At 65.6% G+C, this 22,249-nt stretch carries 19 protein-coding genes and 2 pseudogenes; 8 read left to right on the plus strand and 13 right to left on the minus strand.

The annotated features are described in order from the left end of the window. Positions 1-15: 15 nt before the first annotated feature. The 3 genes and pseudogenes from FJ943_RS23230 to FJ943_RS23245 all read left to right on the plus strand — a co-directional run. Positions 16-180 (plus strand): annotated as a pseudogene (locus tag FJ943_RS23230) (RND transporter); the annotation flags it as partial. 251 nt (positions 181-431) lie between these two features. Beyond that, positions 432-1,513: pseudogene (locus FJ943_RS23235) on the plus strand (histidine kinase dimerization/phosphoacceptor domain -containing protein). 413 nt (positions 1,514-1,926) lie between these two features. Then, the gene (locus FJ943_RS23245; RefSeq protein WP_140725540.1) at positions 1,927-2,808 is read left to right on the plus strand and encodes a DMT family transporter; all 882 of its coding nucleotides are present in this window, start codon (positions 1,927-1,929) and stop codon (positions 2,806-2,808) included. Between the two features lie 60 nt (positions 2,809-2,868). On the opposite strand, the gene FJ943_RS23250 is transcribed toward FJ943_RS23245, so the two are convergent. Together FJ943_RS23250 and FJ943_RS23255 are read right to left on the minus strand one after the other, a co-directional pair. Beyond that, complete coding sequence (locus FJ943_RS23250) at positions 2,869-3,435, minus strand: autotransporter domain-containing protein (protein WP_348642098.1); 567 nt, start codon at positions 3,433-3,435, stop codon at positions 2,869-2,871. 221 nt (positions 3,436-3,656) lie between these two features. After that, positions 3,657-4,613, minus strand: a complete 957-nt coding sequence (locus FJ943_RS23255) for an AraC family transcriptional regulator (RefSeq protein ID WP_140725226.1) — start codon at positions 4,611-4,613, stop codon at positions 3,657-3,659. Between FJ943_RS23255 and FJ943_RS23260 the strand changes: the two genes are divergently transcribed. Then, a complete protein-coding gene (locus FJ943_RS23260; RefSeq protein WP_224596809.1) occupies positions 4,589-5,962 on the plus strand; it encodes a PAS domain-containing protein in 1,374 nt (457 codons plus the stop codon). The two genes, FJ943_RS23255 and FJ943_RS23260, sit on opposite strands and share 25 nt — an antisense overlap. A gap of 35 nt (positions 5,963-5,997) precedes the next feature. On the opposite strand, the gene FJ943_RS23265 is transcribed toward FJ943_RS23260, so the two are convergent. After that, the gene (locus tag FJ943_RS23265) at positions 5,998-6,927 is read right to left on the minus strand and encodes a LysR family transcriptional regulator (RefSeq protein WP_015316939.1); all 930 of its coding nucleotides are present in this window, start codon (positions 6,925-6,927) and stop codon (positions 5,998-6,000) included. Positions 6,928-7,019: 92 nt separating this feature from the next. Here FJ943_RS23265 and FJ943_RS23270 point away from each other — a divergent pair, with 92 nt between their 5' ends. Then, the gene (locus FJ943_RS23270) at positions 7,020-8,030 is read left to right on the plus strand and encodes an NAD(P)-dependent alcohol dehydrogenase (protein WP_140725250.1); all 1,011 of its coding nucleotides are present in this window, start codon (positions 7,020-7,022) and stop codon (positions 8,028-8,030) included. A 94-nt stretch (positions 8,031-8,124) separates the two neighbouring features. On the opposite strand, the gene FJ943_RS23275 is transcribed toward FJ943_RS23270, so the two are convergent. The 6 genes from FJ943_RS23275 to FJ943_RS23300 form a co-directional block, all read right to left on the minus strand. After that, positions 8,125-10,440, minus strand: a complete 2,316-nt coding sequence (locus tag FJ943_RS23275; protein ID WP_140725253.1) for a xanthine dehydrogenase family protein molybdopterin-binding subunit — start codon at positions 10,438-10,440, stop codon at positions 8,125-8,127. Further along, the gene (locus tag FJ943_RS23280; protein ID WP_140725256.1) at positions 10,437-11,420 is read right to left on the minus strand and encodes a xanthine dehydrogenase family protein subunit M; all 984 of its coding nucleotides are present in this window, start codon (positions 11,418-11,420) and stop codon (positions 10,437-10,439) included. Before FJ943_RS23280 ends, FJ943_RS23275 begins: the two co-directional genes overlap by 4 nt. Beyond that, positions 11,417-11,899 carry a (2Fe-2S)-binding protein gene (locus FJ943_RS23285; protein WP_015316943.1) on the minus strand — a complete coding sequence of 161 codons (483 nt, stop codon included), beginning with the start codon at positions 11,897-11,899 and terminating at the stop codon, positions 11,417-11,419. Before FJ943_RS23285 ends, FJ943_RS23280 begins: the two co-directional genes overlap by 4 nt. 229 nt (positions 11,900-12,128) lie before the next feature. After that, positions 12,129-14,387 (minus strand): xanthine dehydrogenase family protein molybdopterin-binding subunit, encoded by a 2,259-nt coding sequence (locus FJ943_RS23290; RefSeq protein WP_140725259.1) that lies wholly within the window; start codon positions 14,385-14,387, stop codon positions 12,129-12,131. Further along, positions 14,377-15,435: a xanthine dehydrogenase family protein subunit M gene (locus FJ943_RS23295; RefSeq protein WP_140725262.1), complete on the minus strand. Its 1,059-nt coding sequence runs from the start codon at positions 15,433-15,435 to the stop codon at positions 14,377-14,379. The genes FJ943_RS23290 and FJ943_RS23295 overlap by 11 nt, the downstream gene beginning before the upstream one ends. Continuing rightward, entirely contained in the window at positions 15,432-15,962 is a 531-nt protein-coding gene (locus FJ943_RS23300; protein ID WP_140725265.1) for a (2Fe-2S)-binding protein, read from the minus strand. The genes FJ943_RS23295 and FJ943_RS23300 overlap by 4 nt, the downstream gene beginning before the upstream one ends. Positions 15,963-16,215: 253 nt before the next feature. Between FJ943_RS23300 and FJ943_RS23305 the strand changes: the two genes are divergently transcribed. Further along, positions 16,216-16,833, plus strand: coding sequence for a TetR/AcrR family transcriptional regulator (locus FJ943_RS23305; protein ID WP_140716329.1), 618 nt, complete (start codon positions 16,216-16,218; stop codon positions 16,831-16,833). 130 nt (positions 16,834-16,963) lie between these two features. Here the strand turns inward: FJ943_RS23305 and FJ943_RS23310 are convergent, their stop codons facing one another. Continuing rightward, complete coding sequence (locus FJ943_RS23310; RefSeq protein ID WP_140725267.1) at positions 16,964-17,917, minus strand: LysR family transcriptional regulator; 954 nt, start codon at positions 17,915-17,917, stop codon at positions 16,964-16,966. A 116-nt stretch (positions 17,918-18,033) separates the two neighbouring features. Here FJ943_RS23310 and FJ943_RS23315 point away from each other — a divergent pair, with 116 nt between their 5' ends. After that, the gene (locus FJ943_RS23315; RefSeq protein WP_181174612.1) at positions 18,034-19,407 is read left to right on the plus strand and encodes an MFS transporter; all 1,374 of its coding nucleotides are present in this window, start codon (positions 18,034-18,036) and stop codon (positions 19,405-19,407) included. Positions 19,408-19,888: 481 nt separating this feature from the next. Beyond that, positions 19,889-20,887: a bestrophin family ion channel gene (locus tag FJ943_RS23325; protein WP_140725270.1), complete on the plus strand. Its 999-nt coding sequence runs from the start codon at positions 19,889-19,891 to the stop codon at positions 20,885-20,887. A 42-nt stretch (positions 20,888-20,929) separates the two neighbouring features. Here the strand turns inward: FJ943_RS23325 and FJ943_RS23330 are convergent, their stop codons facing one another. From FJ943_RS23330 to FJ943_RS23340, 3 genes are all read right to left on the minus strand, one after another. Next, entirely contained in the window at positions 20,930-21,193 is a 264-nt protein-coding gene (locus FJ943_RS23330) for a hypothetical protein (protein WP_140663353.1), read from the minus strand. A 99-nt stretch (positions 21,194-21,292) separates the two neighbouring features. Continuing rightward, positions 21,293-22,039 carry a thioredoxin family protein gene (locus FJ943_RS23335; RefSeq protein ID WP_140663351.1) on the minus strand — a complete coding sequence of 249 codons (747 nt, stop codon included), beginning with the start codon at positions 22,037-22,039 and terminating at the stop codon, positions 21,293-21,295. Then, on the minus strand, positions 22,036-22,215 hold the full coding sequence (locus FJ943_RS23340; protein ID WP_140725273.1) for a hypothetical protein: 180 nt from the start codon (positions 22,213-22,215) through the stop codon (positions 22,036-22,038). Before FJ943_RS23340 ends, FJ943_RS23335 begins: the two co-directional genes overlap by 4 nt. Positions 22,216-22,249 lie beyond the last annotated feature (34 nt).

The raw sequence follows: 22,249 nt of genomic DNA on the forward strand, positions 1-22,249 counted from the left end.
TCGGTGGCCGAGGCGGCCCAGCGCTCGCTCTACTCGGCCGAGGATTCGCTGTTGCAGAGCCGCGTCCTTCTGGCGACCGACTACATCGCCCTCAACAAGGCGCTCTACGGCGGCTGGGACGGCGCGGTCGACAGCGCCAGGCCCGAAATTGTCGACGGCAAGACCGGTCCGCGGCTGGCGAAGGTGGCCGGCCAGAGTGGACCGGTTCGGGTTCCTGCAGGGTTCCAGGCTGGGGAACGCTTGCAATGCGATGCCATCATCAAGCTGAATTATCTTGGCGACGGCCTGGATTTCACCATGGCGCTGCCGTTGCGCGGGACCAGGCCGGCGCGGGCCTAGTCCTGATGCCGGTGAAAGTGGCACTTTTGGCGATAGCTCGCGCATCGCTTCGCTGATATTGGTGGCGTCCAGAAAATTCCTGGATGCAAGAGATGACATCGAATTCAGATAAGGCGGAAACGGTCGAGCAGTTGCTGGAAACGCCCGACCTTGCCAGCGCGCTGGAAAGCGAACAGTTCAAGAAGTTCCTCGACCAGGTGCCGATTGCCATCGCCGTTTCGGACCTCGGCGGGCAGGAACGTGTCGTCTATGCCAATCCGGAGTTCGAGAAACTGTCGGGCCTGAAGGCGGCGAGCCTCGCCAGAAGCATTGGGCGGCACTTTCCGGCATTGGCCTGCACCAGCAGAAGGACAGCGCGCTGTCCCATGCGGTGGTCGACGGGACCGATTTCGTCGGCACGTTTCGGCTCGAGCGGGCCGAGGACAAGCCTGCAATCGTCGACGTCTATTCCAACGTCATCGAGGATGACAATGGCAAGGCCTGCTTCCGGCTGGTGGCACTGGTCGACGTCTCGGCGCATGGCGAGACTGAAGATGCGCGCTCGATCGAGGAGCGCGTCCGCGAGAAAGACACGCTGCTGCGGGAGTTGCAGCACCGGGTGAAGAACAATCTGCAGATGATCACCGCCCTGATCCGCCTCGAAACGCGCAATGCGACCGAGCCGGACCGGAAACGCTTCGAAAGACTGGCCGGCCGCGTCGACGCCTTGGCCATCCTCTATCAAACGCTATCGGGCGAGGAGCACAAGGAGGAGGTCGATCTCGGCGTCTATCTGAGCCAGATCGCGTCAGCCGTGATGAGTTCGCATGCTGTCGAGGGCATTCGCCTCGACATGAAGGTGGACACCTACCCGGTTTCGATCAACGTTGCCATGCCCACCGGCCTGGTGGTCAACGAATTGCTGACCAACGCGCTCAAGCATGCATTTCGCGGGCGTGACAGCGGGACGATCACGCTGCACAGCGTCGTGAACGGGGATGGCTGCCGCGTCGTCGTCGCCGATGATGGGATCGGGTTGCCGGAAGGCGAGAGCTGGCCCAAGCAAGGCAAGCTCGGCGCGCTCATCGCACAATCGCTGACAGAGAACGCCAAGGCCGAGTTCGACGTGACTTCCAGCGCCGACGAAGGCACCCGGGTCACGATCGTGTTCAAGCGCTCCGCCGCCGCGGCCTAGGGCAATTCCAGGAAACCAACTGGTTAGGGCGGGTTCGGCGTTCTGCCAAATCCAGTCTGGAGCGGCGATCCTGCGCGTGCTGCGCGACGACGGTCCGCAGTCGTGCCGAACTGGCGCGGCGCACGGCGCTTTCGCCCACCACGCTGACCGACTACGGCGCATCTGCTCAGGGCAGGGACCGTCGTCGAACTCAACCAGGCCGCCGCCAGCGACGCGTCCGTGGGCCGGCGGCCATCGGTGTCGCGCCGGTGCCGGATGCCCTGTCGGTGGCGGAATCGCCCTACGGCATCGGCCGTCTCTGGCCGTGCCCCCATCGAGGCATCCGCGCTGTCTCACGACAGCCAGGCCGGTTCATCCTATTGCATTGCTGCCGGGCAGGTTTTCGCCTCGGGGCATGGAGGGATGAAGCACAAGTGACATCAATGCCGGTTGCCAGCCGCGAAGCCGCACCCTTGCCGGTCGCGGCGCTGATGGGGGCCATGGTGTCGATCCAGATCGGCGCCACCTTCGCCAAGACGCTGTTTCCGGTGATCGGCGCGCAAGGCACGACGACGCTCAGGCTGGTCATCGGCGCGCTGATGCTGATCGCGGTGCTGCGGCCCTGGCAGGTACGGCCCTCGCGCGCCACCATGCCGTGGCTCGTCGCCTATGGGGTGACGCTGTGCGCGCTCAACCTTCTGTTCTACGCGGCACTTGCCAGGATCCCGCTTGGCGTCGCGGTAGCGCTGGAGTTTTCCGGTCCGCTGCTTGTGGCGACCCTGACCTCTCGGCGGGCCAGCGACTTCGCCTGGATCGCGCTTGCGGTCGCCGGCATCGTGCTGTTGTCGCCCTTCATCCACTCGCTAAAGCCGCTCGACCCGATCGGCGTGATGCTGGCGCTGGCGGCCGGCGGGTTCTGGGCGCTCTACATCGTTCTGGCGCAGAAGGCGGGCGCGGAACTCGGCACCCGCACCACCGCCTATGGCATGGCGATCGCCGCTGTGCTGGTGCTGCCCTTTGGCATTGCCGAGGCGGGAAGCGGCCTGCTCGCGCCGTCGATCCTGGTCAGCGCGTTGCTCGTCGGCCTGTTCTCCAGCGCGCTGCCGTTCTTCCTGGAAATGGTGGCGCTGACCCGCATGCCGGCGCGCATCTATGGCACGCTGACCTGCCTCGAGCCGGGGCTCGGCGCGCTGGCCGGTTTCCTGTTCCTGCGGGAAAGCCTGACCACGCCGCAACTGGCCGGCATCGCCGCCGTGATCGTGGCCGCCGCCGGCACCGCGCTGACCTCGAAACCGCCGGTGCCGTCGCCGGAGTAGGGGACAGACGCCAGGACCGCCCGCGACGTCAATTTGGCGCGAGCCGGCGGCCTGTTGTCGTCAGAACTTGACGCTGAGGTTTGCCTTGGCGCCCTTGTCGAAGGCGCCACCACCGAACTGCCCGGAATAGGACAGGCCGAGCGTGGCATTGGGCGACACTTTCATGTCGATGCCGGCTTCGATAACCGCCGCGTCCCTGGCGATCGGCACGCCGGCGATGGTGAAGGCGTCGCCGCCGGCGAAGGCGAAACTTGAGGTCGGCGTGACGTCGCCGAAAGCGTGGCGCCAGCCGAGCATGCCGCGCGCGGTGGCATTGACGCCGCCAAGCGCAAAATCGGTCGAGCCGCGCAAGCCGAGCGTAGTGAAGGTGGCGTTGCTGCTCGCGCCGGCGCTGGTCAAGGCCGCCGCACCGCCGGTTTCGCTGAAGCCGTCAGTGTGCAGGCTGACATAAGCGAGGTTAGCGAAGGGTTCGAACTTGAAGCCCCCGCTGGTCTCGGCCTTGTAGGCGAGTTCGCCGAACATCTGCGCGGTGCCGGCATCATAGTCGGCCGAGAGCTGATCGGCAAAACCGGTGAAGGCGACGGACCGCTTGGTCGAGAGGCTGCTCCTTACGGCCTCCAAATGCATTCCGCGGCATTCGATCCCCTGACATGACAGTCGTTTCACCCTGAGGCTGACATGTCATTGGAGCCCGGCCTTGTCTTGGGCAGGGCCGCACCGGAATTGGACTGGAGTGAAAAGCAGCGTGTTTTGCGCGCATTGTGGCAGTTCGGCGTCATCGGTGGCGCAAGCCGCTGCGGAACGGCCTCGCACGGGCGGTACCGGACTGCTGGCGAAGGCTGCAAAACTTATCTGGCGCTTGTCGGCGTATAGCCGAAACGGCGACGAAAGCAGCGGTTGAAGTACGATACGTCGCTGAATCCGCTTGTCAGGGCGATGTCACTGACCCGCATGTCGCTGTGTTTGTGCGAGAGCATCCTGTGGGCGCTCTGCAGACGCAATTCGAGAACGCGTTCGGAGAAGCTCATTCCCGTCTCCTGAAGGAGGTCGTGGACGTAGCGCACCGACAGGCCGAGTTGTAGAGCGACACTTTGGGCGGAGATGCCGGGGTCGATAAAATCCTCGGCGATCCTTGCGAGGACGGCCTCCAGCCTGGCAGCGCGCAGGCCCCGAAGCCCGGCCAGTTCGGCAGCCCGACCTTTTGCGCCGGTCGCCAGGCCGATCAGATCCACGATCGTGTCCGTCGCGTGCGTGATCAGATCCGCGGAGGCAAGCGGGCTGCCGCTTTCAAGAAGCAGGCAATAGCGTTTGAGAAGCTCGAGGGCTTCGCTGTCGGCGCCGATCTTCAGCCCCAGCCTGTCATCGATCTGCGGGAAGGCGCGCAGGAGGATCGCGCGTGGGACCACCACATTCGTCCAGACATTGCTGTCGGCACCGTTCATTTTCAGAGCTTCCGATGCGGTGACAAGCACGGCCTCTCCCCGGCCGACGGCATATTCGCGGCCGGCATGTACCCCTGGCAGCATGGTGTCGGCCTTGTTGATCATCAGCAGATAGCCGTCCTTGTCGTCATTGGCGATGTTGCTCGCTTTGCGTGTGGCATGCTTGACGGGTCCGGACATCTGGCAGAGAACCGCTGAACCGACGGCCGTGGCTTCGATGGCTTCGAAGTGCAGGTTTTCCGGACTGTCGTATTCGGCCGACCGTATTTCCGCGACAGGGATGTCTTGCCACGGGGAAAATCGTTCTCGTTCATCAAGATGCGGTGGCAACCGAGCCGATGAAAGCACCGTCTTTCGCGACAATGGGGAACCTCGACAACTGTCCACGGCTTAAAAAAATATCGAACGCGATGCTTTCCATTGCGACAATAACCGGCAACAGTGGCGGCCCGGCGTTCAAGCGACCAAGTTCAACCCATAGTCGAGAGCGGCCGCGACTTGCGTCATCCAAAAGTATGATGTCACAAATTCCTCCGAGGCGAGATCGGGGCGTGCCTGGAGGTGTGATGGAAAGGCTGAGCAGCGAAGTCCTGAGTTCGATTATCGGCGATATCTACGATTGCGTTTTGAACCCGGAAGGCTGGGCCGGAGTCATGACCCGCGTCACGAAAGCTGTCGACGCGGCCTATACCACCATCGCGCTTGCCGGCACCGCCCATAATAGTGGCCGTTTCGCGGCTCAGTCGCCCTGGGATCCCGTACGGATGCGGGCCCTCGAGGAAGACTATGACTTTGATGGAATTCCCGGGCTGAAGGCAGCGGTCGTCGGCGATGTCGACCGGCCCGTTGCGACGCTGTCGCTCATGAGCGAAAGCGAACTCCAACTGACGCCGTTTTTTCAGAACTGGGCCAAACCGCAGGGACTGCGCGAGGCTTGCATCACCAAATTCGTTCATACGCCGGACCGAATCGGGCTTCTGGGCTGCACCACGCGAGCCAGCAGGGGAGGCATCTCGATCGAAGAGCAGCATTTCCTGGCATTGCTCTCGCCGCATCTGCGCCGTGCTTCGCTGATCGGCGATCTGCTCGACCAGGGCCGCATCACCATCGATCTTTATCGTCAGGCGCTCGATCATTTGGCTGTGCCTGTCGTGCTTACCCACGCCAATGGAGCAATCCTCCATGCGAATGCGGCCGCCGAACAGATGTTTTCGGTGCAGGGGCCCATTCTCTCCAGGAACGGCCTGCTCCAGGCACAGAATCGGGTCGTGGCCCGCGCCCTGCTCGACGCGATCGCCAGCACGGCGAGCGCGGATGCCTCGCTTGGCGCGCGCGGCATAGGGCTGCCGGTTTCGGCCCAAGGCCAGCCGCCCGCCGTTGCCTATGTGTTGCCGTTGACTGAAGGAACGGCGCGCGCGGTTTTCCGGCCGGCATGCGCGGCTGTGTTCATATCGACGACGACATCGGCTTCTCCCCTCCCGGAGGCCGTTCTGACCACGCTGTTCGATCTTACGCCCTCGGAGGCGCGGGTGCTGCTGCGGATCGGCAGCGGATTGTCAGCGTCCAAGAGCGCGTTGGCGCTCGGCATTGGCGAAAACACCTTGAAGACCCACCTCAACCGAATCTTTGCCAAAACCGGCACGAGACGCCAGGCCGACCTCGTCAAACTCGTGTCGGACATCGGCATGCCGCTGGCGGCTCATGGGCCCTGAAGCGCGCAGTCTCTACCGCGAGCGGGTCAGCGGCTTTACCGCCAGGGCGGTTCCGGCGCGAAGCGCTTGCCGATCCAGTCGGTGAAGGCGCGGGTCTTGGCGGCTTTTCCCTTGGCCGAGGGCGTGACGACATAGACGGCGCCTTCATCCGCCAAGGTCCACTCCTCCAGCACAGGCACCAGCCGTCCATCGGCAAGCTCGCGCCCGACCAGCCAGTCGGTGCTCATCATCAGGCCGAGCCCCTGCACGGCGGCCTCGACCAGCACCTCGGCATCGTCGCTGACCAACGGCCCGGAAACCTCGACGCGCGCGCGCCGGCCCTCGCGGTCGGTCATCTCCCAGGCCGGAAAGGTCTGGAAGCCCGAGAAGCCCAGGCAGGAATGATCGAGCAGCGCCTGCGGCGTCTCCGGCGTGCCCCTGCGGGCGAGATAGGAGGGAGCCGCGCAGAGCAGCCTGCGTCGCGTCGCCACCTTGCGTGCCACCAGGCGCGAATCCTCCAGGCTGCCCAGCCGCACGGCGACGTCGAAATTCTCGGCGACCAGATCGGTGAAGCGGTTGGAGAATTCGGCCTCGATGCGGACATCGGGAAATTCGGCGAGGAATTGAGGCAGCAGCGGCCCGATCCACATGCGCCCGAACGTGCCGGGCAGCGCCAGCCTGAGCACGCCGCGCGGGCGGCCTCCGGCATGCGCGGACGCGACGGCCTCGGCCTCGTCGACGGATGCAAGGATGGCGCGCACGCGCATCAGGAATTCGGCGCCCGCTTCGGTCAGCGAGACGCTGCGCGTCGTGCGCGAGAGCAATCTCACCCCCAGCCGCGTTTCCAGCGATTGCAGGCGCCGCGACAGAATGGTCGCGTCGCGCCCGACCCGCGCCGCCGCTTTGGTGAAGGAGCGCGCCTCGGCGATGGCCGCGAACGCAGCCATCTCGGCAAGGGCAGCGGGTTCGTGAGATTGCTGCATCATTCACAGTTCTCAATTTCGCGAAACGAGGATTATCCAGAGATAACGCAGCAAATAGGTTCACTCAACCACCAATCGTCCACCGGAGTGAAACCATGAAAGCCATCGAACTCAGCCAGCCCAGGCTGGACGCCTTCCGCGCCGCCACCGTTGCAACCCCCGAACCGCAGCGCGGAGAGGTGCTGATCCGCCAGCGTGCGGCGAGCCTCAATTTCGTCGATGTGGCGGTGGCAAGCGGCAATTATCCCGGACCGAGCTTTCCGCTCATCCCCGTAGCCGACGGCGCCGGCGAGATCGTCGCGCTGGGCGAGGGCGTTGCGAGATTCGCCATCGGCGATCGCGTCATCGCCCATGCCAAGCCGCGCTGGATCGGTGGGCCGCCGCGGCCTTACGAGATGACGCAGATGCGCGGCATTTCGCTGCCGGGGTCACTGGCCGAATATGTCGCATTGCCGGCCAATTCGCTGGTGCCGGTGCCGGCGCATCTTTCCTTCGAGGCGGCGTCGACGCTGCCCATCGCCGGCACCACCGCGTGGAACGCCATTTGCGCCGCCGATGTCGGGCCGGGCTCGGTCGTCGTGCTGCTTGGCACTGGCGGCGTCTCCATCTTCACCCTGCAGCTCGCCAAAGCCGCCGGCGCGACCGTCATCATCACCTCGTCGTCGGACGAAAAGCTGGAGCGGGCGAAGGCGCTCGGCGCCGATCATCTCATCAACTACCGCGCGACGCCCGAGTGGGATGGCAAGGTGCTGGAGCTGACCGGCGGCCTCGGCGCCGACCTTGTCGTCGAGACCGGGGGCAGCGCCACCTTCGCCCGCGCCGTCAACGCCACCGCGCCCGGCGGTACGCTGTTCACCATCGGCTTCGTCACCGGTGCCGAAGCCACGATCAATCTGCTGCCGATCATCATCAAGGCGCTGAAGGTGGTCGGCAACAACACCGGATCGGTGTCCGATCTCAGCGACGCCGCCCGCGCCGTCGGCGCGGCCCGGATCGAGCCGGTGGTCGACAAGGTGTTTTCGCCCGACGAAGCGGCCGAAGCCTACGCCCACATGGCCGCCGGCGGCCTGCACTTCGGCAAGCTGGTGTTCGGGCTGGAGTGGTGATCGGCGCAGGCGCTTTTTTTTCAATGTTGAAAATTGGCGGAACCGCCGCGACATCCAATCTCCCCCACGAGGGGGAAGATTGGCAGCCTCACCGTCAGATCAGCTTCTCCAGCGTGATCGGCAGATCCCGCACGCGCTTGCCTGTGGCATGGAACACCGCGTTGGCAATGGCCGGCGCCATGCCGACGATCGCCAGCTCGCCGACGCCCTTGCCGCCGAGCACCGAGGAGTGCGGGTCGGGAATCCCCACCGAGATCACCTCGATGTCGGGGATGTCGGCATTGGTGGGGATGAGATAGTCGGCGAGGTTGTTGTTGACGATGCGGCCGTGGCGGCGATCGACGATGCCTTCTTCGAGCAGCGCCTGGCCGATGCCCATGATGATGCCGCCCTTCCACTGGCTCTCGGCGAGTTTCGGATTGTAGAGGCGGCCCGAATCCAGCGCCGACACGACGCGCGACACACGCACCGTGCCGAAATCCTCGTCGACGCGCACCTCGACGAAATGCGCGCACCAGGAATGGCGCGAATAGTCACCCTCCGTGTGTGGCAGCGCCATGGCGATGGTGGTGTAGTTCTTGTAGCGATCCTCGACGCTCGAATTGGCCGGCATGGTGTCGCCCGTCGCCTCGATGCGGTCGCGGCCAACGCTTTTGAGCAGTTCGGCGATCGAGACGTCGGGGCCGTCGCCCCGCGGCGCGGTGATGCGGCCATTGACGACGACCAGCGTGTTGGCCTGCAGCGCATGCAAGGGCGAGCGCGGATCGCTGATCGCCAGGCCGACCAGCTGGTCGAGCGCCGAGGTCGCGGCCTTGTGGACGGCGCCCGTCATCACGCCGGCCAGCCGCGAGCCGCCGGCGACGCCGGCGCGGGGGAAGCGCGAATCGCCGAGCTTCACCACCACGTCGTCGGCCGCAACGCCGACCGTTTCGGCGGCCGTCTGCGCCAGGATGGTGTAGGTGCCCTGGCCCATGTCGATGGAGGAGCTTTCGACCTCGACCGAGCCGTCGGCCAGGATGCGCACGATCGCCTCGCCATAGGCGCGCCGCACCGGATAGGTGCCGGCGGCCACGCCCCAGCCGACCAGATGGTTGCCGTCGCGCATCGAGCGTGGCTCAGGCGTGCGCCTGGCCCAGCCGAAGCGTTCGGCACCCGCTGCGAAAGCCTCGCGCAACTGCCTGGTCGACCAGGCTTTTTTCGCGTGCGGATCCTGTTCGGCGTAGTTGCGCAGCCGGATTTCCAGCGGATCGATGCCGACCTCGTAAGCGAGCTCGTCGATGGCGCTTTCGATGCCGAAGGCGGACGGGTTTTCACCCGGTGCGCGCATGGCGCCCGGTACCACCGAATTCACCCGCACGACATTCTGTTTCGAAGAGAAGTTCGGCGTCGCGTACATGATCGAGGTGACCGAGCCCAGCGGCTCGACCCACATGCCGTCGATGGAGGTTTCGTTGACGCCGCGATGCACGATCGACTGGATTCTTCCGTCATGGTCGGCGCCGATCGTCACCGTCTGCCGCGTCGCGGCGCGACCGCCATAGCCGGTGAAGGTCTGCGGCCGCGTCATGACCAGCCGCACCGGCCGGCCGAGCATTTTCGCGGCACTTGCGGCAATCGCGCCATGGCTGAGCGCCAGCGCCTTGGAGCCAAAGCCGCCGCCGACATAGGGCGATACCAGCCGCACATTCTCGAACGGCACGCCGAACCATTCGGCATAGGTGCGCGCCATGCCGTCCAGCCATTGGCTCGGCTCCCACACGGTGAGACGGTCGCCCTCCCAGCGGGCGATCAGGCCATGCGGCTCCATCGGCGCCTGGTATTCGCGCGGCGTGTTGTAGGCGGCGCAGACGCGCACCGGGGCGGAGGCGAAGGCGGCGGCCGCGTCGCCCCATTCCTTGGTCATGGCGTCGACCGGGACGCCGTCACCGGCCTTGCCGTCGCTGAGGTCGACGATGGCCGGAGCCTCATCATAGCTGACCTTGACCATCGTCGCGGCGGCCACGGCCTGCTCGAAGGTCTCGGCGACCACGGCGGCGACGTGCTGGCCCGAGAAGGTGACGTCGCGCGCCAGCGGACAATAGGGTTTGTCCGGCGGTGGCGTGCCGAACCAGTCCGAGGCGGTTTTCAGGCTGATGATCGTGTCTGGTGTCAACACCTTGAGGACGCCCGGCGCAGTCTCGGCCTCCGCCGTCTCGATGGCGCGCACCTTGCCGGATGCGATGGTGCTTTCGACCAGCACGGCATAGGCGAGCCCTTCGAGCTGCTGCTCGACGGCGTATTTCGCCGCACCCGTGATCTTGGCCGGGCCGTCGACGCGCGACAGCCGGCCGCCGACGGCCTCCACCTGCGCGCCGTCGGACGCGTCGCCATGTCTTCCGACGTAAACAGTGCTTGCGATGTGAACGGTCATGCCGCTTCTCCCAATTTGAGGATGGCGCGTGCGACGACGCGCGGCGCGAGTTCGATCTTGTAGCGGTTGGCGCCATGGTCGACGGCCCCTTCGACGGCGAGCAGGCTGGCCGTGCGAACAGCTTCCGGCTCAAGCACCTTGCCTTTCAGCGCGGCTTCCGCGGCTCGCGCCCGCCAGGGTTTGGTCGCGACGCCACCGAGCGCCACGCGCAGGTCGCGGATGGTGCGCCCGTCGGCCTCCAGTTCGAGCCCGACAGCGGCACTGGCCGCGGCGAACTCATAGGACTGCCGGTCGCGGATCTTCAGATAGGTCGAACGGCGGGCGACGGCGGAAGAAGGGATTTCGATGGCGGTGATCATCTCGCCCGGTCCGATCGCGTGTTCCCTGTCGGGCGTCGTGCCTGGCAGCAGGAAAAAGTCCTCCACCGGCACGCGCCGTTCGCCGAGATGGACCGTTGCGTCGAAGGCGACGAGCGCGGTGGCGAGGTCGCCGGGATACATGGCGATGCAAGCCTCGCTGGTGCCAAGCACGGCATGGCCCCTGGTAACGCCGCCGATCGCCGAACAGCCGCTGCCTGGTTCGCGCTTGTTGCAGGCGGTAAAGTTCGAGGGATCGCGGAAATAGGGGCAACGCGTGCGCTGCATCAGATTGCCGCCGATGGTCGCCATGTTGCGGATCTGCGCCGAGGCTGCCTGCCAGAGCGCTTCGGAGATGGCGGGGAAGCGGCTCTTGATGTCGTCATGGTCGGCGACATGGCCCATCCTGGCGAGCGCGCCGATGACGGCGCCGCGCTCGTCGATCTCGATCTGGTCGAACCCCTCGAGATGGGTGATATCGACCAGCGTGTCGGGCTCGGCGACACCGCATTTGGCGAGGTCGATCAGCGTGGTGCCGCCGGCCAGAAGCATGGCGCCGGGCAGCGCGGCCGCCTGGCGGGCGGCATCAGCCGAGGTGGCGCGAAAATAGGAAAAATCCCTCATGACGCGGCCTCCAGCGCCGCCTGGCGCACGGCGGCGACAATGTGCGGATAGGCGCCGCAGCGGCAGAGATTGCCGGCCATGTATTCGCGGATTTCCTCGTCCGAGCCGGCATGGCCCTCGCGGATGCAGGCCACCGCCGACATGATCTGGCCTGGCGTGCAGTAGCCGCACTGGAAGGCGTCCTGCTCGAGGAAAGCAGCCTGCACGGGATGCAGTTCGCCCTCCCGTGCAAGCCCCTCTATGGTGGTGATGGCGCGGCCCTCGGCCTGTGCGGCCAGCGTCAGGCAGGCCAGCACGCGCTCGCCGTCGACATGGACGGTGCAGGCGCCGCACTGGCCGTGGTCGCAGCCCTTCTTGGTGCCGGTCAGGCCGAGCCTGTCACGCAAGGCGTCGAGCAGCGTGACACGCGGCTCGAGTTCTAGCGTGTGATGCTGGCCGTTGATATCGAGATGGACGGGAATCGTGGTCTTGCTCGTCATGGGCGTCTGGCTCCAGTTGCTTGACGCTGGGAGAATGAATTGAAACTGGGCAGGGCGCTCCAACCGACCGCTTGCCTGCCCTAGAGCCGGATGATTTCAGGTCCGTTCGACCTGAAATCTGAATCCGCGTCTAAATCAAAGAGATAGAGCATGATGTCGTCCGAAAACCGGTTCCCACTTTTCGGCATCATGCTCTGGCGCAGGCCTGTCGTTTCGGGCGGACCGCTCGTCACCCCAGCAGGTCCTCGATCCGGATCGGAAAGCGCCGTGGGCGCACGCCGGTCGCGTGCCAGACCGCATTGGCGATGGCGCCGGCAGTGCCGGTGATGCCGATTTCGCCAACGCCCTTGATGCCGAGGGCGTTCACGTAAGGGTCGTCCTCGTGAACCAGCAGCGCCTCGACCGAGGGCACGTCGGCATTCACCGGGACATGATAGTCCGCCAGGTTGGCATTCTGAATGCGGCCGGAACGCCGGTCCGTGACGGCTTCCTCATGCAGCGCGAAGGAAACGCCCCAGATCATCCCGCCATAATACTGGCTGCGCACCAGCCGCGGATTGATGACCCGTCCGGCGGCGAATGCGCCGACCAGCCGGGTGACGCGGATCTGGCCGAGATCCGGGTCGACCTTCACCTCGGCGAAGACGGCCCCATGCGCGTGCTTGGCGTACGTCTCCTGGGAGGCCGGGTCCGGAGCGCCTTTGCCCCGGCCCTCGATTTCGGTCAGGCCCGCGCGGACGAGGATCTCGGTATAGCTTTCGCCGCGGCTTTCGTCATCGCGCCGGTAAAGGCGTCCGCCGCGTGCAACAACGCCTTCATTGCCGGCGCCGAACAGCGGCGAGCCTTCGTCGCCGGTGGCGAGACCGGCAAGGTTGGCGATGACGGCCGCACCCGCATTGTGGATGGCCATGCCGGCCGTCGCCGTGTGACCCGAACCGCCGGCGATGCCCGCATTGGGCAGGTCGGAACTGCCGGCCCTGAAATCGACCTGGTCGATGTCGAGCCCCAGCCCGTCTGCTGCAATCTGGGCAAAAGCCGTCCAGGCGCCTTGGCCCATGTCCTGGGCGCCGGTCTCCATCAAGCCGGTGCCGTCGGCCCTCAGCACCGCGCGTGCCTCTGCCTGGAACATGAGTGCAGGGAACGTCGCCGTGCCCATGCCCCAGCCGGTGAGGAAACCGTCGGCGTCGCGCATCCGCCGCGGCTGCAGCGGGCGACTCGCCCAGCCGAACGCCTCGGCGGCCTGTTCGTAACATTCGCGCAGCGCCTTGGAGGAGAACGGCTTGCCGGTCATCGGTTCGACCTCGGCGTAATTCCTGAGCCGGAATTCCAGCGGGTCCATGCCGCAGGCATGGGCCGCCTCGTCGATGGCGCTCTCAAGCGCGATCGATCCGGTGGCCTCGCCTGGCGCCCGCATGAACAGCGGCGTGCCGGTGTCGAGCCGCACGGCATCGTGCGAGGTGGCGATGGCCGGGCTGGCATAGAGCGTGTGCGAGGCATCGGCCGCCGGTTCGAAGAAATCGTCGAACGTGCTCGACGTGGTCCTGGCGTGATGGGAGATCGCGGTCAGCAGCCCTTCGCCATCCATGCCCATGCGCAATGTCTGGCGGGTGGGGGCACGGTGACCGACCGGGCCGTACATCTGCTCGCGCCGGAGCACCAGCTTGACCGGGCGGCCGACGAGACGCGCCGCCAGGATGCCGAGCACTTGCGGTCCGGAAATCATGCCCTTGGAGCCGAAGCCGCCGCCCAGGAATGGGCTGCGGATATGGACGTTTTGCGGCGCGATGCCGAACAGGCCGGCGATGCGGCCTTGCGCCATGGCCAGGCCCTGGCTCGGCGTGTCGATCGACAGCCGGTCGCCATCCCAGGCAGCGACGATCGCGTGGGGCTCCATGGCGTTGTGGTACTGGGCCGGCGTCTCGTAGGTCGCCTCGATCCGCGTCCTTGCCGATTTGAGGCCGGCCTCGACATCGCCCTTCTCCTGCACAGCCGGATTGCCGACGCCGACGCCGCGCGGCACGAAGCTTTTGGCGCCGTCCAGACCAACGCGCGCCGGCAACTCCTCATAGCGAGGCGACAACAGTGCCGCCCCTTCGGTCGCCGCTTCCAGCGTCTGTGCGATCACCACGGCAATGCTCTGGTTGGGGTAGCGAACCCCATCGTTCTGCAGCAGGTCGAGCCGGAACATGAAGGGATGGTCCTTGGCATCCGGATCGACGGCGAGCGCCGGCCGGTTCAGTGGCGTCATCACCTCGACCACGCCCGCATGCGCCTTGGCCGCCTCGACATCCAGCGAGACAACCCGGCCGCGTGCGATGCTGGAGACGGCAAGCACGGCATAGAGCATGCCGGGCGGATTGTTATCGGCGGCAAAGCGCGCGGCCCCGGTGACTTTCAAAAATCCGTCGCGACGCGTCAGCGGCTGGCCGATGCTGGAGCCCTGGCGCGTATGGGCAGGCTGTTGGTTGAGGCCGAGTTCAAGCGTCATGACGCACTCCGGGAAGGGAGGAAAAAGGGGAAGCAGGCAAAGCGGGCATCAGAGCGGGCGTTCCCGCCTGTGCGGACATCAGCGCCCTGACGACAATGCGGCGGGCAAGCTCGATCTTGAACGCATTGTCGCCGGAGGGGCTGGCGTCGGCCAGAGCCGCATCCGCGGCCCGAACGAAGCTCGCTTCATTGGCATCGGCGCCGAGCAGCACCGCTTCCGCCGAGCGCGCCCGCCATGGCTTGGCCGCGACACCGCCGAGCGCCAGCCGCGCGGCGCGGATCTTGCCGTCGGCGACGGTCAGGGCCGCGGCAGCCGAAACGACGGCGAAGGCATAGGAGGTGCGTTCGCGTAGCTTCAGGTAGCGGGCGTGGGCGGCGAAGGACGCTGCTTCCGCCGGCAGGCGCACCGCAACGAGCAGGTCGCCTGGCTGCAGCACGGTTTCGCGCTGCGGCGTGTCGCCCGGAAGCCGGTGGAATTCCTCCAAGGTCACGTGGCGCCGGCCTCCCTTGCCCTCGATCTCGACGACGGCGTCCAGCGCCACCAGCGGCACACAGAAATCGGAGGGATGGGTGGCGATGCAGGCATCGCTCCAGCCCAGCACCGCATGCAGGCGGTTCTCGCCGCCAAGCGCCGAGCAGCCGGAACCGGGTTCGCGCCTGTTGCAGGCGCTGGCGGTGTCGTAGAAGTAACTGCACCGCGTGCGCTGCAACAGATTGCCGCCGACAGTGGCGGCGTTGCGAAGCTGCGCAGAGGCGCCCGAAAGCAGCGCTTCGGCCACCGCCGGATAGGCTCTGGCGAAGGCCGGATCATGTGCGAGATCGGCATTGCGGACCAGCGCGCCGATGCGCAGGCCGCCATCATCGAGCGTTTCGATGCGATTGAGTTCCGGCAGGCGGGTAATGTCGACGATCCGTTCGGGGCTGGTGATGCCGCCCTTCATCAGATCGAGCAGATTGGTGCCGCCGGCGAGATAGGCCGAACCCGGTTCGGCCGCCGCCGCTATGGCGTCGGAGACGGTGGCCGGCCTGATGAAATCGAAGTCTCTCATGCCGCGGTCCTCCTGCGTGCCTCGGTGGTGGCGGTGTCGGCCATGTTTTTCTGGGCTTCCATGTTTTTTTGGGCTTCCAGGACGGCCTCGACGATGCCGCCATAAGCCGCGCAGCGGCAGATGTTGCCGCTCAGCCCCTCGCGGATGCGCTCGGGATCGGCGCCAGCCTGTCCTTCGGCGATCAGGCCGAGCGTGCTCATGATCTGGCCGGGCGTGCAGAAACCGCACTGGAAACCGTCATGGGCGATGAAGGCGGCCTGCACAGGGTGCAGTTCTTCACCGTGAGCGATACCTTCGATGGTCAGCACTTCGGCGCCGTCATGGCTGACCGCCAGCGCCAGGCAGGAGTTTATGCGCTTGCCGTCGACCAGCACCGTGCAGGCGCCACACTGGCCGCGGTCGCAGCCCTTCTTCGTGCCAGTGAGCTCAAGCCGCTCGCGCAGCAGGTCAAGCAAGGTGACGCGTGGGTCGACCTCCAGTTCGTGTCGATGTCCGTTGACGGTAAGCGAGATGGGAAGGCTGGTCATGGGCGTCTGGCTCCAGTTGCTTGACGCTGAGGGGAATGAAGTGGGGTAGGGGCGGGGAAGGGCAAGGTCAGGCGACGGCCAATCTCCTGCGGGTTGGGAAAGTGGCGGGTTGCGGCTTCGAAAGACGTGACATACCGGTTCCCCTGATTATATGATGAGGGTTCTCCACTAAAAGCGGAGGTGCCTCCGTTTATTTACGTGGGGGCTGGCCAGGCGTGGTTCAAGCCCCCATATCCCTGGTGGAGAAAAAAAATTGGCTTTTGCGCCCGTCACAACCGCTGACCAAAAAACCGCCGCCGCCGACAAGCCGTTGCGTGCCGATGCACGGCGCAATCGCGACCGGCTGGTCGAGGTGGCGGCTGCGGTCTTTGCCGAGCGCGGCATCGACGGCTCGCTGGAGGAGATCGCTCGGCGCGCCGGCGTCGGCATCGGCACGCTCTACCGGCATTTTCCGACACGCGAGCATCTGGTCGAGGTGGTCTACCGCCGCGAGGCGGAGGGGTTGTGCGCGGCGGCCGGCGAGCTCGCTGCAAGATATCCCTCCGATGTGGCGCTGGAAGAATGGATGCGCCGCTTCGTCGACTACATCGCTACCAAGCGCGGCCTGGCGACCAGCCTGCGCATCCTGTTCACCACCAATTCGACGCTGTTTTCCGACACGTCGGGACGGGTGTCGCAGGCGCTGCGGCAACTGGTCGAGGCGGCGGTGGCCGACGGCACCATCCGCGGCGATGTCGATGCCTCCGACGTGCTGCATGCGCTCGGCGGCATCTACTCGGCGCCCGACACGCCCGAATGGCGCGACCGCTCGCGCCGCCTGGTCAAGCTCCTGATGGACGGGTTGCGGTTCGGGGCGAGGAAGGCTGGATGAGAGGGCGAACGCCGCTTGCCCCGGCATGAGGCGAGCGATGACAAACGCTGATCGTGCGATCGTGTTTGGGGGCGGCTGAATTTGGCTCCGGCATGGCAGCTCGGCGACTGCTCCGGGTCCGGGAACAGGATCAGTCAGTCCGCCGTCGATCCGTAACCAGACTCCCTGCCTTCGCCGGCTGCTCGAGCCGGCGAACCGCGCTTGGAAACTCCTTGAAGATCAACGATCGCAGCCAGCGATGCACGGGATCGGCATCCATGCGGGGGTGCCATGCCTGGGTGATGGTGAAGCCTGGGCTTGCCACCGGCAGATCAAACATCTGGGTACGGCCTGTCGCACCCAGATGGTACGAGCGCGGCACCAGTCCAACGAGATCGGATGCGGCCGCGACCGCGACGACCGCCGGATAGCTCGGCACCACCAGATCGACATTTCGCGAAAGGCCGAGTTCGGCGAGTGCTTCATCGATCGGTTCGATGAAATGGCCTCGCCGGGATGAGACCACGTGCCGGCACGCGGCGTAACGCTCAGCGGTTATTTCGGTCTCCAGAAGCGGATGCCCGGTTCTCGCCACGCCGACAAAACGGTCCTCGAACAACGCCTGACCGCGCAATTCGGCACCATCACCCGAAAGCACGCCAATATCGAGGTCGATCGTGGCTTCTCTCAGCAGTTCGATGCGCTTGTCCGGTCGGGGCGCGAAGCGCAGTCTTATGCCGGGCGCGGCACTGGTGACAAGGGCATGGAGACGCGCGGCGTAGAGCAGCACGAAGGCTTCATTGGCCCGGATGGTGAAATCGCGCCGCACCTGGCTGATGTCGATCTCCGGCGAGGGGCTGAGCACGGACCGGACCGCCGACGTCAGCGTGTGCACCTGTTCGGCAATCGCTTCGGCATGAGGCGTCGCCACCATGGCGCGTCCCGCCGAAACCAGGATGGGATCGCTCAGCGCCAACCGCAATCTCGACAGTGTGCGGCTCATCGCGGACGTGCTGAGGCCAAGTTTCTTGGCGGCGCCCGAGACGCTGCGCTCCCGCAGCAAGGCGTCAAGCGCCACCAGAAGGTTCAGGTCGAGATTGAGCATGAGAGAGCCTAACGAGATGAGGCGTTTGACGCAACTGTCAATTTACTCCGTTGCGTCTGGTGCAATCATGGGGTGAGCGGTATCGATGCGGCGACACCAACGAAGCGGAGCCTGCGATGTCCATAGCCGCAACGATCAATCCCGCCCATGACGGCCTGCCGTCGCCACGCCGCTACCTGGCCATCGCCGTCCTGCTGATGACGCTGGTGCTCGTCGTGCTGGACGGCGCCATCGCCAATGTCGCGCTGCCATCCATCGCGGCCTCGCTCAATGCCAGTGCCAGCAGCACCGTTTGGGTGGTGTCGAGCTACCAGCTTGCGGTCCTTGTGGCTCTTTTGCCTTGCGGCGCGCTGGGCGAGATCCACGGCCCCCGGCGTGTCTTTCTTCTGGGTGTCGCGCTGTTCACGGTGGCTTCGGCCGCCTGCGCCTTCGCCGGCAGCCTGCCTGTTCTTGTGGCTGCCCGGTCCATCCAGGGACTGGGGGCGGGCGCCATCATGGCGACCGGGCCGATGAACCTGCGCGTTTCGGTGCCGCAGCGGCTGCTCGGAACCGTCATCGGCTTCAACGCGATGACGATCGCGATTTCCGCGGCCGCCGGCCCTGGTGTCGCCGGCGCGATCCTCTCCGTTTCCAGCTGGCCGTGGCTGTTCGCCGTCAACATCCCGATCGGCATCATCGTCCTGTTGTCTGGCGGGTTGCTTGCGCATCTGGATGGCGTGAAGCGTCACCTCAACCTCGTGGCATTGCTGGCCAACACACTGATGTTCATCCTGTTCTTCACGGGCGCCGACCGCATCGCCGGTGCGCCGGTCAGCGGGTCGATCCTGATCGGTTGTTCCGTCCTGTGCCTCGTCATCTTGTTGTCTCTCGAACGCAGGAGTGCCGCACCGATCGTGCCGACCGACCTCTTGGCCGATCCAGCCTTCCGGGTAGCCGTCATCGCTTCGATCGCGTGCTTCACCGGGCAGATGCTCAGCTACGTCGCGCTGCCATTCTACCTGCAGCACACCTTGCACATGAGCCCGGTCCAGGCGGGCCTCTACATGATGCCATGGCCCATCGCGACGATCATCATCGCTCCGATTTCGGGGCGGCTGGCCGATCGTTTCAAGACAGCGTGGCTGTGCGCCGCCGGCGGCGGGTTGCTGGCGATCGGCCTTCTGATCGCGGGCCTGACACCGCCCGGTCCAAGGGCGATTGCCTTCCTGGTCGGAACCGTCGTCGCGGGCACGGGTTTTGGTCTTTTCCAGACGCCGAACAATCGCATCCTGCTTCTCTCCGCACCCAAGGCGCGCAGCGGTGCGGCGGGAGCCATGCAGGGCACGGCACGGCTGTTGGGACAAACGCTTGGCGCCATTTCGATGTCGATCATTTTCGCGACCGTGCCGCTGACAGGCGCACCCAGCCTCGCGCTGGTCCTGGCCGGCATCTGCGCGGCCATCGCCTGCCTGGTCAGCCTGAGCCGCGCCCGCTACGAGAAGGTGGCATGAGACCAGCTGGCGCTCGACACGCTGTCCTCGATTCGCGCGCAAGGCATCGACATTCCGATACCACGGTCGATCTCGGCCTGCGCTCGGCAATCGAGATCGCCAAAGGCTACCGGCTCGTGGCGTCCCGATGACAAGGGCGTCGCCGAGGCGCTTGCCATGATGAAGTCGCTTATTGGTGAACCCACGCCGGCGTCGATCGGAGTCCAGGCCTTGCCGACGGTGCAGTCCGGTGCTGCTGGAATCCTTCAAGACGGTCTTCCACAACCACTCGCCGGGCGGAACTGGCGGACGCCTGCAACTCGCCAAGCCGAAGTGCAATTGAGATAGGGGGAACGATCACGGGCGCGGGCGAGATCCCGTGCCCATGGCGGCGTCCTGCGCACACCGCGGTCGACGGCTCTTCGCCCTGTGCAAACGATATGATAGGCGTCAGGCTACCGGTGGTCCGATTGCCGCCCGTTCGTGATTGAGGGGCATTTCAATGTATGTAGGCCGTTCCTACAAGGTGATCGATTTCGCACTGTGGTCACGGCGCAGCGTCCTCTACATGGTGGTGGTGAGTGGGCTGGCCGTGGCTGCCTACCGCTTTCCGGGCATTGCCGGGTTCTCCGTGCCATGGTCGGTGGTGCTGGTGCTCGGCACCACGGTGTCGCTGGTCGCCGGCTTCAAGAACTCGCAGGTGTTCACCCGCAGCAGTGAGGCGCTGCAGGCCTTCACGCAGATCACGGCCAGCAGCCGCGTATGGTCGAATTTCTGTCGGGATTTCCTCGATGCGCCGACGGCCAGGCAGCTCATCTACCGCCATATCGCCTGGATGACGGCGCTGCGATATGCGCTGCGGCGGCCGATGCCGTGGGAATCCATGGGGAACGCCGCCAATATCGAATACCGACGGCGTTACCACATTCAGGAGGACAAGGGTTCGATCGCCGACGAATTACGCCCGCTGCTGGGCGACCAGACCGCGGATGTCCTGAAATCGCCTCGTCCGGCGATAGCCCTGCTCGAATTGCAGTCCGTCCAGGTCAATGCACTGTTCAAGGACGCCAAGGTCCCGCCGCAGATCCATGGCGAACTGACGAAGCTGATCCGCGACTTCCACGACCAGCAGGCGCGCTGCGACCGCATCAAGAACAATCCCTATCCCCGGCAATACGCCATCGTCAGTTCCATGTTCGTCATGATCTTCTGCACGCTGCTGCCGTTCGGCGTGGTTCCGGTGTTCGCCGACATGGGCAAGCTGGGGGGCATGCTCGGCTCGATCGGCATCTGGCTGACGATCCCGTTCAGCACGCTGCTGGGCTGGGCCTACATGTCCCTCGACCAGGTCGGCGAGAGCAGCGCCAACCCTTTCGAGGGCAACGCCAACGACGTGCCGATCTCGCAAATCTGCCGCGACATCGAGATCGAGATGCGCGCCGGGCTCGGCGAGAGCGATCTTCCCAAGCCATTGCTGCCGGTCAATGACATCGCGACGTGAGGTCGGGCGCCGGAGTCGGGCAGAGCCATGCCTTCTCAGCGCCTAGCGGCGGGACATCACCCTCAGCCACGGCGCCAGATGGAAAGCGCTCATCAGCAGATACATGGCCGGCATGCCGGTCAGGATCGAGCCGGCCAGCGGCGAGGCGCCCATGCACAGCATGGTCCCGTCGCCGCCGTGAAGACGGGAAAGCAGCGCCATCACCGCAAAGGTCGGCGCCGCGGCGAGGCATAGCCAGTCGGCTATGCCATGGGGGACGACATTTTCGGGGGTCACGCTGCCGATGCCGGAAGGGATATCGCTCATGATCTTATTCCCTTGATGGTTGCGGCCCGTCATGACCTGGGGTCCTCGGCCCTGCCGGAGGCGGGAAGAGGAACCCAGGCTGGACGGACTTGCGCCAGCTTACTGGTTGCCCTTGTCGCGGAACGCGGCCTCGCCGGCAGCTGACACTTCGGCCCATTTCTTGTCGGCTCCGGCATCGTAATTGTCGTGCCAGTTCCACCAGCTGTAGAGTGGCGTCTGCGGGTAGCCTTCGGGCGAGTCTTCCCACACCTCCTGGCGGCCGAGCGGCGTGATGTCGAGATAGCTCCAGACGGTGCCCAAAGCCTCGTCGCCGCGGTTGTTGATGAAATAGGTGCGGAAGATGCGGTTCCCGTCATGGATGAACACGTTGTGGCCGTGCCATTCGTCGACGCCGAAGTCCTTGTCGAAGCTATCGGTGATCGTATACCAGGGCATCTCCCAACCCATCCGTGTCTTCAGCCGCTCGATGTCTTCCTGCGGGGCGCGAGAGGCGTAGGCGAGGGTGGTGTCGCGGGCGTTGAGATGGGCGAGGTGGCCGACCTGGTCGGCGCCGAGCGAGCAGCCGCGGCAGGCGTGATCGGGCCAGCCATAGACGCCGGGCTCGAAGAAGGCGCGGTAGACGATGAGCTGGCGGCGGCCTTCGAACAGGTCGAGCAGGCTCACCTTGCCGTCAGGGCCCTCGAAGACATAGGCCTTGTCCACTTCCGTCCACGGCATGCGCCGGCGTTCGGCCGACAGCGCGTCCCTGGCGCGCATCGTCGCCTTCTCCTTCACCAGCATCTTTTCGTGCGCGGCGTTCCAATCCTGCTGTGAGACGATCGGTGGGGTGTTCATGGTCATGGTCATTGGTCTTCTCCTTTGCCGGTCGTGGCGTCGTTGCGGTGTGGTGTTGCCTGGACGTGTGGGGGAGCCGCAGGCGCGGCGAAATCCGAAAGATCCGGCCCGGCGCAGCAGGGGTGGCGTGCGGCGCGCTTGGCCGTATCATTGGCCGCGTCGAGGTCGAGGTTGGTGGAGGCAGGCATTTTCTGGTTCTCCCATGCTGCCGTCATTGCCGGC

Origin of the sequence: Mesorhizobium sp. B2-3-10, from assembly GCF_006442275.1 — a bacterium.
GTDB lineage: Bacteria > Pseudomonadota > Alphaproteobacteria > Rhizobiales > Rhizobiaceae > Mesorhizobium > Mesorhizobium australicum.